The sequence below is a fragment of the Campylobacter majalis genome, assembly GCF_905120465.1.
GTDB classification, from domain to species: Bacteria; Campylobacterota; Campylobacteria; order Campylobacterales; family Campylobacteraceae; genus Campylobacter_A; species Campylobacter_A majalis.
In genome coordinates, this window is sequence record NZ_CAJHOF010000009.1 from 39,018 (window position 1) to 55,137 (window position 16,120).

20 protein-coding genes are annotated in these 16,120 nt (G+C 32.7%); 9 read left to right on the plus strand and 11 right to left on the minus strand.

All coding sequences use genetic code 11. The annotated features are described in order from the left end of the window. Positions 1–113 precede the first annotated feature (113 nt). The 7 genes from moaC (at position 114) to LQU93_RS05885 (ending at position 4,878) form a co-directional block, all read left to right on the plus strand. Positions 114–581, plus strand: a complete 468-nt coding sequence (moaC, locus tag LQU93_RS05855) for a cyclic pyranopterin monophosphate synthase MoaC (RefSeq protein WP_229932951.1) — start codon at positions 114–116, stop codon at positions 579–581. Next, positions 556–822 carry an HP0495 family protein gene (locus LQU93_RS05860; RefSeq protein ID WP_229932952.1) on the plus strand — a complete coding sequence of 89 codons (267 nt, stop codon included), beginning with the start codon at positions 556–558 and terminating at the stop codon, positions 820–822. Before moaC ends, LQU93_RS05860 begins: the two co-directional genes overlap by 26 nt. An 8-nt stretch (positions 823–830) precedes the next feature. Beyond that, on the plus strand, positions 831–2,075 hold the full coding sequence (locus LQU93_RS05865) for a hypothetical protein (RefSeq protein ID WP_229932953.1): 1,245 nt from the start codon (positions 831–833) through the stop codon (positions 2,073–2,075). Beyond that, positions 2,072–2,455: a Holliday junction resolvase RuvX gene (gene ruvX / locus LQU93_RS05870; protein ID WP_229932954.1), complete on the plus strand. Its 384-nt coding sequence runs from the start codon at positions 2,072–2,074 to the stop codon at positions 2,453–2,455. Before LQU93_RS05865 ends, ruvX begins: the two co-directional genes overlap by 4 nt. Positions 2,456–2,658: 203 nt before the next feature. Beyond that, positions 2,659–3,216, plus strand: a complete 558-nt coding sequence (locus LQU93_RS05875) for a YceI family protein (protein WP_229932955.1) — start codon at positions 2,659–2,661, stop codon at positions 3,214–3,216. Positions 3,217–3,464: 248 nt separating this feature from the next. After that, on the plus strand, positions 3,465–3,968 hold the full coding sequence (locus LQU93_RS05880) for a hypothetical protein (RefSeq protein ID WP_229932956.1): 504 nt from the start codon (positions 3,465–3,467) through the stop codon (positions 3,966–3,968). Positions 3,969–4,314: 346 nt separating this feature from the next. Further along, the gene (locus LQU93_RS05885; protein ID WP_229932957.1) at positions 4,315–4,878 is read left to right on the plus strand and encodes an outer membrane beta-barrel protein; all 564 of its coding nucleotides are present in this window, start codon (positions 4,315–4,317) and stop codon (positions 4,876–4,878) included. A gap of 579 nt (positions 4,879–5,457) precedes the next feature. On the opposite strand, the gene LQU93_RS05890 is transcribed toward LQU93_RS05885, so the two are convergent. The 6 genes from LQU93_RS05890 to LQU93_RS05915 form a co-directional block, all read right to left on the minus strand. After that, positions 5,458–6,120 (minus strand): hypothetical protein, encoded by a 663-nt coding sequence (locus LQU93_RS05890; RefSeq protein ID WP_229932958.1) that lies wholly within the window; start codon positions 6,118–6,120, stop codon positions 5,458–5,460. After that, positions 6,084–7,001, minus strand: coding sequence for a disulfide bond formation protein B (locus LQU93_RS05895; protein WP_229932959.1), 918 nt, complete (start codon positions 6,999–7,001; stop codon positions 6,084–6,086). The genes LQU93_RS05890 and LQU93_RS05895 overlap by 37 nt, the downstream gene beginning before the upstream one ends. A 9-nt stretch (positions 7,002–7,010) precedes the next feature. After that, positions 7,011–7,178 (minus strand): hypothetical protein, encoded by a 168-nt coding sequence (locus LQU93_RS05900; RefSeq protein ID WP_229932960.1) that lies wholly within the window; start codon positions 7,176–7,178, stop codon positions 7,011–7,013. A 420-nt stretch (positions 7,179–7,598) separates the two neighbouring features. Then, a complete protein-coding gene (locus tag LQU93_RS05905) occupies positions 7,599–9,323 on the minus strand; it encodes a response regulator (RefSeq protein WP_229932961.1) in 1,725 nt (574 codons plus the stop codon). Between the two features lie 98 nt (positions 9,324–9,421). After that, positions 9,422–9,634, minus strand: a complete 213-nt coding sequence (locus tag LQU93_RS05910; RefSeq protein WP_229932962.1) for a hypothetical protein — start codon at positions 9,632–9,634, stop codon at positions 9,422–9,424. A gap of 74 nt (positions 9,635–9,708) precedes the next feature. Next, positions 9,709–10,443: a hypothetical protein gene (locus tag LQU93_RS05915; RefSeq protein WP_229932963.1), complete on the minus strand. Its 735-nt coding sequence runs from the start codon at positions 10,441–10,443 to the stop codon at positions 9,709–9,711. A gap of 380 nt (positions 10,444–10,823) precedes the next feature. On the opposite strand from LQU93_RS05915, the gene LQU93_RS05920 reads away from it, so the two are divergent. Together LQU93_RS05920 and LQU93_RS05925 are read left to right on the plus strand one after the other, a co-directional pair. Beyond that, entirely contained in the window at positions 10,824–11,495 is a 672-nt protein-coding gene (locus LQU93_RS05920; RefSeq protein WP_229932964.1) for a helix-turn-helix domain-containing protein, read from the plus strand. A 133-nt stretch (positions 11,496–11,628) separates the two neighbouring features. Next, positions 11,629–12,237, plus strand: coding sequence for an acetate uptake transporter (locus LQU93_RS05925; RefSeq protein WP_229932965.1), 609 nt, complete (start codon positions 11,629–11,631; stop codon positions 12,235–12,237). On the opposite strand, the gene LQU93_RS05930 is transcribed toward LQU93_RS05925, so the two are convergent. From LQU93_RS05930 to LQU93_RS05950, 5 genes are read right to left on the minus strand one after another with little or no spacing between them, the layout of a single operon-like run. Beyond that, entirely contained in the window at positions 12,227–13,138 is a 912-nt protein-coding gene (locus LQU93_RS05930; RefSeq protein WP_229932966.1) for a DMT family transporter, read from the minus strand. The two genes, LQU93_RS05925 and LQU93_RS05930, sit on opposite strands and share 11 nt — an antisense overlap. Before the next feature lie 10 nt (positions 13,139–13,148). Further along, complete coding sequence (gene tenA / locus LQU93_RS05935; RefSeq protein ID WP_229932967.1) at positions 13,149–13,811, minus strand: thiaminase II; 663 nt, start codon at positions 13,809–13,811, stop codon at positions 13,149–13,151. Positions 13,812–13,820: 9 nt separating this feature from the next. Beyond that, positions 13,821–14,504: a DUF4230 domain-containing protein gene (locus LQU93_RS05940; RefSeq protein WP_229932968.1), complete on the minus strand. Its 684-nt coding sequence runs from the start codon at positions 14,502–14,504 to the stop codon at positions 13,821–13,823. 21 nt (positions 14,505–14,525) lie between these two features. Next, entirely contained in the window at positions 14,526–15,737 is a 1,212-nt protein-coding gene (gene ilvA, locus LQU93_RS05945; RefSeq protein ID WP_229932969.1) for a threonine ammonia-lyase, read from the minus strand. After that, positions 15,721–16,119: a CoA-binding protein gene (locus LQU93_RS05950; protein ID WP_229932970.1), complete on the minus strand. Its 399-nt coding sequence runs from the start codon at positions 16,117–16,119 to the stop codon at positions 15,721–15,723. The genes ilvA and LQU93_RS05950 overlap by 17 nt, the downstream gene beginning before the upstream one ends. Between the last annotated feature and the right edge of the window lies 1 nt (position 16,120).

Sequence of the window (16,120 nt, forward strand, 5' to 3'; positions counted from 1 at the left end):
GCTTAAAATGCTGAATTTTTGGGCATGAAAAAGTATAAAATTTTTAAAATTTTGTTATAAATTTTCATAATTTACTTAAATTTCTTGTGATATAATGCCAAAAAAGGATAAAAATGCTAACACATTTAGACGAAAATGATAGACCAAAAATGGTAGATGTAAGTGATAAAAATATCACACAAAGAGTTGCTACTGCAAGTGGCATTATAAGCATGAGCGAGGAGGCTTTTAAACATATAAAAGATGGCACAGCAAAAAAAGGTCCAGTCATACAAACAGCTGTAGTTGCTGCTATAATGGGTGCAAAAAAGACAAGCGAGTTAATTCCGATGTGCCATCCGCTAAATATACTTGGTGTAAATTGCGATATCGCGGAGTTAAAAAATGCGATAAAGCTAACTGTGAGCGTAAAAATAGATGGTAAAACAGGTGTCGAGATGGAAGCACTAACTGGTGTGAGCGTAGGGTTATTAACTATTTATGATATGATAAAAGCAGTTGATAAGACAATGGTAATAAGCAATATCATGCTAGAGAGTAAAAGTGGAGGTAAAAGTGGCGAGTATATGCGATCTAAATAATCAAAAACCAAATATAAACTATCCAACATTTTGGGAGTATAAGGCGATATTTCAAGCAGAAACGGACGCAAACAGCGTGGCAAAAGAGATTATAAAAGATAGAGAATTTAAACTAAGCTTTTCAAAAAATAGCAAAGATAGCAAGTATAAAAGTTATTCAATAAGTGTTTTGGTTTTTAATGATTTTGAGAGACTTCAGATTTTTAGTGCATTAAAAAAAGTAGCAAAATATGTATTATAGGGGATAAAATGAGCGAAAAATTACAAAAAAATCTTAAAAATTACGTTGAGAGCAATGGTGTGTTAATTAGTATAAAGGCACTTGCAAATGAATATTTTAAAGAAATTTCTGATTTAAATAAAGATGAATTAAAAGATGAAATTTTAACTCGTATGCAGATACTTTTGCAACATTTTAACTCGCACAATCTAACAAATACCAAAAATTTACGCTCAGCCATGGAGGGCATAAATCAAGCATTAGTAGGTGCCAAAGAGAAAGAGTTGTATAAATTGCTTGATGAACAAGATAGTATCGCTAGGAAAATTCGTATAAAACAAGATGAGATAAGAAATACGCTTGTTATCTCATATGAGAGTGCTGAAAGACTGATGCAAGAAAGCAATGCAGAGTGTAAAGATGAAGTGCTTGGTTTAATCGGTAGTGCAATTATACGCGAAACAAGAATGCTTGGAATTTTAAAAGAAAGCTCACAAAATGCGTTTTTAACTACGATAGAAAATGGTATAAATATACACGAAACAATAAGTCAAATATCCAAAAATATGGCGTATTCATCGATACTTCAGGGTGAGTTTAGCCGCGATAGGATAATCGAGATATCTCGCACTATCATACTTGCAGCAGCTGAGGTAGCAAATGAAGGACATATTTTTGCCAACGTCTTGGTAGATGGTGCGGTAGTTGGGGTAAAAGATGGTATAAGTTTGGCCGTGGCTAAGATAAAAGATGATGCGAAATTTGCTCCAAATGAAGTAGTTGATGATGCTAGATTAAAAGAGCTAAAAAATATCGATGAGAGTTTTATAAATATGCTAAAAGAACTAGAAACCAAGCTAGAAGCACCAGCTAAAGATGAGATAAAAATACTACTAACAACTACTCTAGACAGCTTAATGGCAAAGCTAAAACGCATAAGCGAACAAGCAAATGAGCAATTAAGTGAGCGTATAAATACAATAAAGGAAAATCCAAATATAGCTGAACTTATTAATGGTGCAAATGATAGATTAGAAAAACTAAAATCGGCATTAAATGAGCGTGAGTGGCTAAAAGGTGAGATAGGGGATAAATTTGAAACTATCAAAAAAGAGCTAGATGAATTAGAAAAGAAAGCAAGTGTAAAATTTAGCGAAGTAAAAACAATAAACATCAAAGAAGAAGCCAAAAAAATGGGTGATAGGGCGTATAAATCAGCTAAAGAATTTATAGCCAAACTTAAAAAAGATGAGCCAAAACAGGACAATAAGTGAGTAAAATCATCGCTATTGATGTTGGTTTAAAACGCATAGGAGTGGCATTTGCATACCGCGATGTAGTCTTGCCGCTGTCTCCTGTGCTACGCAAAAATCGCAATCAAGCTGCACGTGACATATCAAATTTATTAGTAGAATATGATGCTGAAATTTTGGTCGTTGGTGTGCCACTTGGTGGCTCAAGCGAAGATGAAATGAGACGTAGAATAGAGCATTTTGTATCACTTTTAAATTACGGCGGTAAAATCGTGTATGAAGATGAGGCATTTTCAAGCTCCCAAGCCTCTGAGATAATAGCTGATAAGCGTGATGGACACTTAGATAGTGTCGCTGCAATGGTGATATTAAAACGCTATATGGATAAAAAGGCAAAATAATATGCAAAGACAAATTTTAGTGTTTGTAAAATCATAAAATAGCTTTTATAAACAAGTATTTAAATCTAAAATACATAATTTTATAGTATTAGATGTCATAACAATTTGAAATTTTAGATTTCATATAAAAATATTAAATAATAATTTTTATTTACTTTTTTATATTAAAATCGCCGTGACAATTAATAAAAAAAGGATATCAAATGAGAAAAATTATAATATCTAGCTTGATCGCTTTTGGATTTTTAACTGCATTAAGTGCTTCTGAATATAGTATAGATACCGCTCATAGTTCAGTTAGTTTTAGTATAAAGCATATGAGTATAACAAAAGTAAATGGTAAATTTACATCTTTTGCTGCTATTATAGATGCTGATAAAGACGTATTAAACAGACTTGAGGCGGTTGTAAAAACAGCATCTGTAAATACTGAAAATAAAAAGCGCGATGATCATTTAAGACAAGATGATTTTTTCAGTAGTGATAAATTTGCTGACATGAAATTTGTTATGAAAGAGTTTAAAAAAGACGGTGATGATGCAAAAATAGTTGGCGACTTGACTATAAAAGATGTAACAAAAAGTGTTGAGTTTGATTATGATTTTGGCGGAGTAGCTGATGTTAATGGTAAGGAAAAAATTGGTTTTAGTTTAGAGACTAAAATAAATAGAAGTGATTTTAATTTCGCTCCACAAACCCCAAATGCAATGTTAAGTGATGAGATAAAAGTAGTTATTGATATTCAAGCTGTCGCAAAATAATCCCCTTAATATGCGAAATTTTTATTTCGCATATTTTATATTTACACTTTCATTTACATTTATCATTTTTTACTTTAATCATGTTTAATAAATATCAATGTTATAATATAAATAAAATATAAATTGGTTAGTTTAAAATTAATAAATTTGTTTCATTTTTTAACAATTTATAGTTTGGTGATATTAAATTTTTAAAAATCTATTTTTTATTTATTAAAATTATATTATTATTAGGTTAAGGAATTATGATGAGAACTTTATATTTGATATGCTTTTGTGTGTTTTTTGATAATTTGTTTGCATTTGCTTATGATTATTCCTATACTTTCAAAGAGCCATATAAAAGCTTTATAATTGATTTTAAAAAATGTAGTGCAAAAGAGCACGATTATGAAAAATTTTGCGAAAATATGCGTTTTAATATCGAGATTTTAAAGGCAATGTGCGACGGTAATGATGCTGATGCATGCATGGAACTTAGTGAAATTTTTGGCTCATCGATGCCTAAAACACAATTTAGCAATACTCAAGATATGGCAAAATATGCTAGATTAGCTTGTGAGATTAGTCCTAGTGTTACACGATGTAGAAATGGTGGATTAAAAGTGCTTTTTAGCATACGTGAGCAAAACAATAAACAAAGCATGATAAAATTTAAAGACCTAGCCTCTTGGTTGCTTTCTAGGTCGTGCGAATTAGGTGATTTTGATTCTTGTGAAATGCTAAAGTTGCTACCGATTATATTAAATTGATTTTTACTCAACAAAATTCAGTCTATTTTCTAATTACGATTTTGTCTTATTACTTGCGAGTTTTCTTGTTAATTTTAATAATTTTCACTTTATTAATTTTTGTAGCTATGAGTAAAAGTGTTTATTGTGAGTTTAAAAGTAAATTTAAATGAAAATTTTGCAAAATTGTGAGTATATAAAAGTAATTTTTAAAGATATTACTAAAATTAAGTGTAAAATTTTTACTTAAATTTATATTAGTAAGATAAATTTGTATTTAAAATCTTAGCTAAGTCCTAGGTGTAATATCTTTCTAAATGAAAAGGGTAGAATATGAGTGCTTGATTCAATTAAATTTAAAAGAATAATGAATGAAAAAGTTTTAGTTTCAGCTTTAGTTGCTGGTGTTTGTGCAAGTGCTGCGTTTGCAGAAGGTGCTTTTGTGGGTGTTAATGCAGGATACGATATTCGCTCACAGCTAAAAGCAGACGGAGATAAAGTAAAAGATAGCAGATCTACTATGGGTTTAAAGGCTGGTTATGATTTTGATACTTTTAGAGTTTATGGTAGCTACGAGTATGGCTTTGAAGCAAAAGATAGCATAGATGGATCTAAACTAAAATACAAAACTCATAAATTCTTATTAAATGCCGACTATACACCTGAAATTACAACCGATCTAAAACTTATCGTAGGTGGTTATGTCGGTGCTTCTCATCTTAAATTTAAGGCTTCCGATAAAGATAGCGCTGGTAAAGCTAAGGATACGGCTCCTATAATCGGTTTAAGATTAGGTGTCCAATACAGTTTAGATGCAAATAATGCTATTGAATTTGGTGTAAAAACAGATTATGCAAAACATAAACGCGATGGCAATAATGTTAAAAATACAAACACTGGTCTTTACTTAGGCTATAACTATAAATTCTAACACAAGTCGGCATTTTGCCGACTTTACTTCAAACAAATTTTAAACTCTCGTTATCGCAGTGGTTTTAATTTATAAATTTTATAGGCTCATACAAGCGAAGTGGAAAAATACTTTAAAATTTCACGAAATTTATTGAGAGAATTTAGAAACTATATGTATTTGTTTTTCATCGATGTATAGTAGTTAAAACTCCTTTAAAAGTTTTTAATTTGTTTTGAATATTTTATGATACTAAATAATTTTTATTTAATTAGCCATAAAACTCCAAACAATAAAACAAAGCTATAAAACAAAAGAATGCAGTTATTTTATTTACTCACTCAAAAAAGCATAACTAGACCTATTTTAATCTCATCTAAACTACCAAACAATCAACTTAATGGCAAAAATTTATAAAGAAGTAAATTACAAAATGAAGCATATCTCAAACCAACTCCGCCTTAAACAAAAAACAATTTTATAAAATTTAACATTGTAAGTTAAAAAGGACACAAACAAGGCTTTTATAGCCCCACTTGTGTCATTATACTATTTTTTGATAATTAGCTTTTATTGCTTGTCGTAACTCCTATATTTGTTTTACTCAGGCTTTTTTATCTGCACGATTACGACTTTGTCACCGTCGTGAGTGAGTGCAAAAATACTATCATTTTTTATCGCAAGTGCTGAAATTTCGCCCATTTTAGGCATCGCATAAGCATCAATTATCTTAGCTGTGGCAATGTCGATTAACACAAGGGTGTTGTAATTTTTTGAATATGCATAAAATACGCCCTCACTAATGCTTCCAGCCGTGAAATAATAATCCTTAATATCCATGCTATCTTTAAGTTCTAATGCTGAACTTAGTGGTGTTTCAGAACTTAAAAGCCTATCTTTGTTGTTAACTTTAATCAAAATTTGCCCCTTAACTCTATCATTTGGCACACTTAGCATATACATACTATCGTTAGCTGCCGCAAGTGTTAGGACATACTGCTTTTTAGCTCTTATGGTTAAAAGTGCTGGACGGTCGCGATACCATGGCATTTCAAGCCCACCAGAAGTCTGTCTAAAGCTATTCCACTCTTTATACGCATCGATTTTGTCTTTATCTGTTTGACGCACGGCAAAAATTGTTTTATTAAAGCCAGTCGTTACAAACATATCACCAACAAATGTCGATGCTACAGCTTTTTGGATATTTCTGCCGTTTGGTTTATCGATTATGGCGTAAGCAGTTTTTGTAAAATTTGCGTCCATAAAATACACACCACCTTCGGTATTTGATATATAGCAAAGGTGTCATTTTGTGCATTGTATGCAAGACCGCTTGCCACACCCTTACCCATAAAGCCAGTTATGGCAAAGTCAAGCTCTTTTTGATTTAAAATTTCAGGTGCTGGTTTTACGCTTACAAAGGCACCATCTTGTGGATTTGTGCTAAATTTCAAGCTGATTTGGTTGTTTTCACCAGCGATAAATGGTTTTTCAACGACATTTGCTCCAACAAATGAAAGTGGCTTTTTAAGTCTGTCCCAAACCCCGGCAGTCCAAGTATTATTTAGGCTGATTCTCTCTGGATCGCCCTTGCCACTATACGGCGGATAACCAGCCGAAATTAAAGCCTGAACTGCATTTGAAAGCACGACGATAAGGCTGATAAAAATCACAAATTTTGAGTAGGTATTTAGTGCTTTTACCTTTGTTTCTTTTCTAAAAAGCCCCACTGCTACGGCTTCATCTTTTGCAAATAGCATCATAAGCCCCATTGCTACGACAACAACCCAAAAGACCAAAATCCCCCAAGTATAAGTATGAGCGCCGAAAATATCGCCACCAAAGCCCATTCCAACATCTCTGTAAATGCTAAAGCTAGAATGCCTTAACGTCATAAAAAGTCCATATGCCGCACCAAAAAGTATAAATGCCACATATCTAGCTCTAAGTCCATATCGAAGCACTAAAATACCACCCACGCCGATCACAATCATGCCAATACGCTCCCACCAGCACAATGTGCAAGGACCCTCGCCTATAACATAGCCAAGATAAAAATTTGCAATCTCAACAGGAATAGCCAAAACCAAAAGCACTGCCGTAGTCATAATAAAATCAAAATTTTTCTCATTTAAAATTTTCATATTATCTCCTTAATACGATGCAAAAGGCAAAAGTGAAGTCCAACTAGCTATGAAAAACATCACAAAACAAATCAGTGTTCCTATGACAAACGAACCAAACGCCAAGCACTCTTTTTGTGGTTTAAATAGCACCACAATCAACGAAAGTGCAAAAAATATCAGAGATAAAAACTCCATAATATTTCTTTTATTTTGAAATTAAAAATCAAATTGTAAAATAAATAGGGTAAATTTAAACTAAAATTTAATATTTTATTTACAAAAATTATCTAAGGTAGATCTATTTAAGTTGGCTTGTGTAATGCATCAAAGCAATGCTTATAAAATACCAAATATTTATGTTTTAATATTTAATCATTTTTATCATGCAAATGCCGCTTAAATTTAATAAAACCATGACATCAAAGACGCCAACAAACAACCTATGTAGGTTATGTTAAATTTGTGTTTATTATTTTATAAGTGATAGCTAAGATTTATGATATTAGTTAAATTAAATGTGCTAAGACAAATTTAATTTCATTTAACTGCTACAAATTTATATGATAAACGACATAATATATTTTAAATCACCTAAAAGGCTACTAGATATTTATTTTATGCTCTTTTATCTACTTTTTGATATAGCTTGTCTTTTTCATCTATTTTTGGGATATGTTTTTCTAAGTCCTTAGCAAAGCTTAGATTGTAAAGCTCTTTTGATGAGATTGTTTTATTATCACTTAGAGTAAGCAAAAACTGATTGCTGTATTTGTTCAAGACGGATTTTATGAAATTTACGCCTAACTCCTTTAGGGTCTGAAATTTTTCACCTTGTTTTATGCCGACTGTGCTAAAATCAAGCGTATTTAGCTCTATCTCATCCATATTTTTAGCGTCTAAAATTACACTTGCTCTGACACCATTTTCATATTCTAGTAGTTTGCCTGTGTCTGAGTATAGCTCAGTTACTATTAGCTCTCTGCCACTGTCAAATCTTAGCGTGTATGTGCCATTTGTGTTGCGTTTCATAGCTATTACGCTATCGCTATCGCTTAGACTTGCAGCGGCCTTGTTTGCGTCTGCTTCAAAGGCTCGTTTTACCTTTTCTAAATTTTGTGTGCTAAATTTTAGCCCTGTTGCTTTTTCAAACTCATTTTGCATAGCGATCATAAAGCTTGATTTGCTCACACTTAGCTTTGAGATTAGCTCATCGGCACCTTCTACGCCGTATTCTTTTAGGTTTCTGCTTAACGTTGCGACATTTTGAATATGAAAATCTTCTTCTATTTGATAATCATTATAAAATTTCATAAAGCTATCTTTTTGATATGCAGAGTAGCTATCGTGATCTTTGCTATAATTTACGTCTGAAATATAATTAAACTCGCTTAGTCTTAGCTTACCATCAAAGCCCATTTTTTCATATGCTAGGTTGTTAAAGCCTGACATTGTTTGATTATTTATGCTAACCCAGCCATCTTTATCAGCGTATGTGTCAAAAAATTTATCAATACTTTCGTTACTTAGTTTTTCGTAGCGATTTTCGGTGGAAAAATTGGTGTAGGGGTTTGAGCTATAGTAAAAAATTCGCTTATCCACTGTTTCATCGATAGCGTTTTTATCCGGTTGTTTATACATTTTATCTATCTCTTTTAACGACTTATTAACCGCATCATTATCAATAAATTTTGCTAGATCTATACCCATGCCATCGGTAGCATCAGCTAGTCTCATTATCCTTTCGTTGCCATCTTTATCGTATCCTCTTACTTTTAGCTTTGAGTATAGTTCGTCTGAGCCGTTTAGCACACCATCGCCATTGCTATCGAAGTTAAAAAGCAAGACATTACTCGCTAAATCTCCTATACCAAGCTTGTCATTATCATCATAAAGGTCTAAAAACACCTTCACATCACCGTAAGCGGTTGAGAGTGTAGATGAGTGAGTGCTAGGCGTGAGAGTGTCTTTTTGGATGCTAAATTTGTAAGAAAGATTTAAAATATGCGAAATTTCGTTATTTGAAAATGCAAATGAGTTTGGACTTTTAAAATATGCGTTGCCAAATTTTTCATAATTTATTGCTTTTTTTACTCTTTGCAATGCTTTAAAATTAGATGGATCTTGAAAATCTGAAGAAATTAAATTATCATAGCTTTTTGTTATGTTTGTTTGAGTATGTGCGGATAATAAGCCAAGTGCCATTTGTTTTAGTTTGGCTTGTTTTTGTGGCAGTTCATTCTCGCTAATAGTTAATTTGTTTGTGACGCCTTGGATATTTAAATTTAAAGATAAATTTACGGCTTTTATCATTGGATTTTTATCAATGCTTGTTATATTCATTTTAAATCCTTTTAAAATGTGATGTTTTTCACATCGACAGAATTTTAAAAATCTTTAGTCAAAGAATACAAGAAGCAAATTGTTTCTTGTGTTTTGTCTTATCTTTTTTCGCGAATGTCCGTGATTAAACCAAAATCTGGTATGCTATACACACGCATTGTGTCACTAGGAAAATTTAATTTAGAACCGTTTTCATCAGCAATATTTAGATCGTGAATTATCCTATTTAATAATCCAAAATCTAATTGTAGCTGTGTGTTGTTTTGAAACAATTGCATAGACGATACATCTTTATCTATACCCGAAAACATATCTATTTTTGTATTCCAAAAATAATTTTGTGTATTTAAAAGCGTATAAAATTTAGTGCCATTACATACATATTCTAAATTAAAATCATTAATGTGTCATCACTAGTAATATCTAAGCTAACACTTGGTTTTGGGTTTGCATTTTTGTCGCTATCTATTGGTGCGATTTGATGTTCGTTTTTGCCAAATGATGTTTTACCACTATTTAAGCCTTTCCAGCCAACTTCATATTTTTCAGCTTGTTCGTTTGCTTGAATATATACAGGCTCATCCGTCGGTATTGGCTTGTTTGTTCTTGCTTGACTTACTCCACCAGTTAGTCTTGTAAATTCGGCATTTAAATAGACATCTTTATCAATATAAACTTTCATAAAAGGCTTATTATTTCTTAAAGTATCTGTAGCTCTGTCGCGGTTTATTCTATTTAAAAACACAATTTTTGCATTTTTATCTTTTAATATAGACAAAATATTTGGTTTTAGCTCAATTTTAGCACCTACGCTATTTGATGACCATAAAGTAGTTTCATAAAAATCAATCGCACGGCAATTATAAGTCTGTCCACGCTCACCTTTACAACGAAAATCATTGTTTGTCATTTTTGTATCATTCACAAAAGGCAAACTTGGGTCATTTTGTGTTTTATTTGCTAGTATGTAAAAAAGCACTTTATCTCCACTGGATATTGGTAAAACAACATCTGTATCATTATTTATGTTTGGACTACCATCCATTGCTATATAGCCAAATGCCGCAGAACTAAGCCCTGCAACTACTGCTAGGCTAATTAAAATTTTTGAAATTTTCATTTTTTATCCTTTAAATAAGTATGAGTGTTAGAGTTGTTATCTCCAACGCTAATTAAAGCACTACAACCAAAAATGGAAAGTGCAACAAATGCCAAAATAACCAAATCCTTCATAATTCACTCCTTGAATTTATTCAGCTTTAACGCTACGCATACTATAATCAAAGACTTACTAGATCTTTGGGTGGTATGCGAAATACATATTTTTTACATATCATCCTCCTTAAAATTATTTTTGTTTGGTTGAAATATCATTGAAATTATGTAAAAATATTGATTTTTAGCCTAATTTCAGATATAATTACCAAAACAATGTCGGCATTATACATAAAAAACATGTATAAGTCAATAGTAAAAACTTAAAATTTAGGTTAAAAAATTATGAATACACAAAATTTAGGTGAAAAAATACGAAATTTACGCAAAAATCTTGGTTTTAGCCAAAAAGATTTTGCTAAAAAAATAGGCGTATCATATGGGTCTTTGCAAAGCTATGAATACGGCGAAATAGAACCAAAAAGGCATATTATAAATACTATTTGCATCACATTTAACAAGCCATTTAACTACTTTTATGAAAATGAAAGTATAGCAGAGCTTATCCAAAATACTAAAAATCAAAAGCAATACAATCTAAATTTTTACAAAGATGTAAGAGCTAGTGCAGGATATGGGGCATTTAGCGATGATGGCATAGCGGTAAAAATCCCGGTAAATACACAATTTTTAAGCGAAATTTTACAAGTTGAGCCACAAGAATACGACATTATCAAAGCAACTGGCGATAGCATGGAGCCATTTATCAAAGATGCTGATTTAGTCCTAGTCGATAAAAAGGCAACTCCACAACACGGCGATATCGTAATCGCAATGCTTGATGAGTGCTTGTATGTTAAAAAATATCTAATCGACCCTATCAAAAACGAGATAAAACTCACATCGTTAAATAGCTTTTATCAAGACATCATAATCACCAAAGATGATCTTGATAAAGTGCGAATAATAGGTAAAGTAAGGGCAAAATTTAACCTTGAAACGACAAATTTCAAATAGATTTTAAATTTATATGCGATATTAAAAAATATTTGCAAACAGCCTTAAAGCTAAGCTTTATGTTTGAATTATTGACAAAAAATTAAAATTTTGTTAATCTTAGAGTTTATTTTAAAATTTTAAGGAGCTAAGTATGGAGCAAAGAGAAGTCAAGGTTGCAACAGCTGATCCATCGGCATTAGGATTGTTTGGTTTGGCGATAGTTACACTAGTGGCGGCATCACAAAAACTAGGCATTACAAGCGGAACTTCACTGGTCATACCATGGGCGATATTTTTAGGTTCGTTTGCACAACTTTTTGCCTGTGTAAATGATGCAAAAAAGCTAAATGTATTTGGCACAACGGCATTTGGTGGATACGGATTGTTTTGGCTTGGGGTTGCGATGACGTGGCTTATTCAAAATGGAGTTTTTGGCGACGCAATGAAAATGACTGCTGATAGCACACAACTTGGGGTAGCATTTTTAGGCTATTTAATCTTTACTATTTTTATGACAATTGGTGCGTTAGAAACTACAAAAGTGCTATTTGCCATCTTTGTTTTGATTGACTTTTTATTCCTTGGACTTACGTTATCATCATTTGGCATAGCAACTCACGCGATGCATGAATTAGCTGCTTATTCTGAGCTTGGTATATCAATTTTAAGCTTTTATGCGTTTGGTGCAAGTGTTTTAAATGCACATTTTGGACGCGTTTTCTTGCCGCTTGGTAAGCCTTTTGGAATATTTAAAAAGTAAATTTTAGCATCCAAACACCAACAAAGAGCAAGATAAAACCTAAAATTTGCTCTTTGTTTATTGATTTTTGCAACACACCAAACAAACCCACCATATCAATGATGATCCCACCGACTATCATGCCAAAAAGCGACCACACAGACGCATTTGCCACGCCAATAATAGGCGTAATAATGGTGATAGCATACACATACAATGCTCCAAAAATACCACCAAAATAGATATAAAAAGGCTCTTTTGATAAGGTTATTTTTAATAAATTTTTAAAATTTCTAAGCACAAAAATAGCGATAAAACAAAGCACACTAAACGCAATACCAAAAGATATAAAAGCGGCTTTTAGCGATGAAAAAAGATGATTTGAAAGATTTGTATTAATACAGGCTTGAACGCTAAATGCAACGCCTACTAAAATACCAAGCAACCATAGTGCAGGATTAAAACTTAGTTTGAAATTTTTATCCTTAAAACATATAACGACACTACAACCAATAAAAACAAGAAAAAATCCCAAAAAATTAAATGCATTATAGTTTTTAATCTGCATGTCAAGTAAGCCATAAATGTCTATAATAACGCTAGAAACAATCTGCCCTAATACAAGCAAAACAATAGGCAAAATTGCCCCAAGTTTAGCAAACAAAAGTATAGCCGCACTAATTCCAAAAACGCCTAAAAATCCACCAAAAAAATGCCAAAATCTAGCATTCTCATAGTTCCACGCCATGAAATTTATAGAGTATCCATTAAGTAGTAGCAAAACGCAAAGCAAACTTAAGCCAATAAAAAATGAAACCAAACTCGCTAAAAACGCTGAAGTCACTACATTTTTAACACGCGAGTTTAGTCCGGTTTGAAACGGCAATAAAAAGCCGATAACAAAACTTAAAGCATAAAACATACAAAACGTATTAAATTTGCATTTTCATCTCAAGCCCATGTTGCCAAAACCCAACCTCAAGCCTAGTGACATTACCAAAAATCTCGCTTAAACGTGAAAATTTGCTTTCATTAACCACATTGCTATAACTATCGACAAAGGCTATAAACTCATCAACTTCACTTAAAAATTCATCACTTGAATACGTATCTATCCAAGCCTTGTAAGGGTGTGAGCTAGGTATCTTGCCAAGTCGCTGTTTGATATTTTTACCAATCACGCCGTATCCAACCGCACACGCCGCAAGTGCTATAAGCATATCTAAAAAATCGCCACTCTCGCCAACGCTTAGCATATATCTACTATAAGCCATATTTAATATACTCTCGTCAAAATCGCTGAAATTTTCAGTATCGATGCCTAGTTTTAGTATCTCTTGATGAAGTTGCATTTCGCCCTCGACGATGTAGTTTTGAAATTTCATCGCAAAGCGTAGCTCTGTATTTGTTCTGGCATTTATTGATAGTCTAGCGTAGCATTTTGCATAATTTATCAGATAGATATAATCTTGTTTTAAGTAAAACATAAAATTTTCACTGGGCAAAGTGCCATTTTCGATCTGTTTTACAAACTCATGATTTATATACTCATTCCAAATTTTAGCATTGTCATCAACTAGTCTTTTAAACAGCATTTTAATCCTTTACGCTACATTTTGTATTTGAATATTTGTGTTGTCATCGTCAAACTCAAAGCTAACCTGCACTGCACCAAAACTCTTAGCTATCGCTTCTAAGGTATCTTTGGCTGATTTGTGTATCTTGCTTTGAAGCTCTTTTATAAGCCTTACGCTCATCTTTTCGACTTCAGACTTAGCATCGTTTATCAAGCGATTTTTATCCTCTTCTCTAAAGCCACTTCCAAGCAGTCCATTTAACGAATCAGGAAGCAAAAATGGTATAAATTTTCCATCTTTTTCATCATAAAATTTCATGTCAGCAATTGAAAATTTATACTTACAAGGTGGCATTTTAACGTGATATTTTGAGTTTGAAATTTGCGTAATCTGAAGTGCTTGGCTGTTTAAATCATAGATAAAGTTTATCTCAAACTCAAATATCATAGATAGCTTTTTCTCGCTTACGAGCCATCTTAAATACTCCTTGCCGAAATTTCCAAAAGCATGGTCTGTTTTTGTGACGATCTCTTTGCTATAAACTTGAAAAACCGATAGCTCACCTATGCTTTTTAATTGCTCTATCTGGCTTATCATGCTTGTTTTTTCGCTATTATTTTTTATATTTTTAAGCTCTTTGTTTGCTTTAAACAAAGCATAAACAACACCTAGTAAGACTAAAGCAAGTATAAAAATCACAATCTCATTCATAACTGCTCCTTAAGGATTAAATTAAAATATCTGCTTAAACTCAAAACCGTTTTTGTTTAATAATTCAGCAACTATCTCTTGATGATCTTTGCCCTTTGTCTCAAGAGTGATAATAATACTAGCATCGCCATACTCAAGCTCAGTAGAAAAGCGATCATAATCGATTTTTACTATGTTGGCATTAGCTGCTTTTAGTGTATCAGTAAGAGCCAAAAGTGCTCCTGGCTTGTCTATCAATGTCACTTGGATTATCATTTTGCGTGCTGATTTGATTAAGCCTTTTTCGATGATGATTGATAGCATTTGAACATCGATATTGCCACCGCTTAATACTATGCCAATTTTCTCGCCATTTTTGTGATTTATTTTATCGTGCATTAGTGCTGCAACACCAGCAGCACCAGCTCCTTCAACTACAATCTTTTGACTTTCTAGTAGGTGCAGTATCGCCGTTGCTATCTCTTCATCATCAACTTGCACAAACTCATCTACACACTCAATGATATTTGCCAAAGTTATCTCACTAGCATCACGCACTGCAATACCATCGGCTATAGTGCGAACTGAGCTTGAGTTTATGCTTTTTTTGGCTTTGTAGCTATTAAACATAGCAGGAGCACCCTTTGCACCAACGCCAACGACTTTTATATTTGGATTTACCTGTTTAACACAGCTTGCAACGCCACTAGCCAAACCGCCCCCACCTACTGGCACAACGATGATGTCTAAATCTGCCACCTCATCAAGCATCTCAAGTCCCACGGTGCCTTGACCAGCCATAACATACTCATCGTTAAATGGATGAATAAAGCTCATTTCATGCTTTTTGGCATATTTTACTGCATATTCATATGCCTCATCAAAATTATTACCCTTTAAAATTATCTCCGCACCTAAGGCTTTGGTATTTGCAACTTTTAAAAGCGGTGTTGATTCTGGCATTACAATTACGGCTTTGGTGCTAAATTCACGTGCTGAAATTGCTACACCTTGAGCGTGATTACCAGCACTTGCAGCGACAACACCCCTTTTGCGTTCATCTTCGCTTAAATTTGCTATCTTATTGTAAGCACCTCGTATCTTATAAGCACCTGTTCGTTGCAAATTTTCCTCTTTTAAATACACATCAGCCGCACTTAATATACTTAATTTTGGCGAGTATGCAAATGGTGTTTTGTCTATAAAGCCACTAATTGTTCTTTTTGCTTGAATTATTTTATTTAAAAGTATCATTTTTTAGCCTTTGAAGTTCTATTTTTATGCATTTGTCTTGTATAAAATTTATAGCATTGTCTGCTGCGATTTGCTTTGCATTTTGATTTGTTATGCCAAGCTGCAACCATAGCGTAGGTATGGCACATTTTATGACTTCATGTATTAAATCATTGGCATATTCGCCTTTTCGAAACATTACGCAAATATCTATTTTGTCCTTTATATCGCTTAAGTTTTTATACGACTTGCACCCTAAAATTTCATCATATTTTGGATAAACTGGATATATATCATAACCATTGTGAAGTAAATATTTAGCCACCATATTACTAGCCTTGCTCTCATCTGGACTAAGCCCAACAATTGCAATTTTTTGTATATTTTTTAAAATTTCATCCATC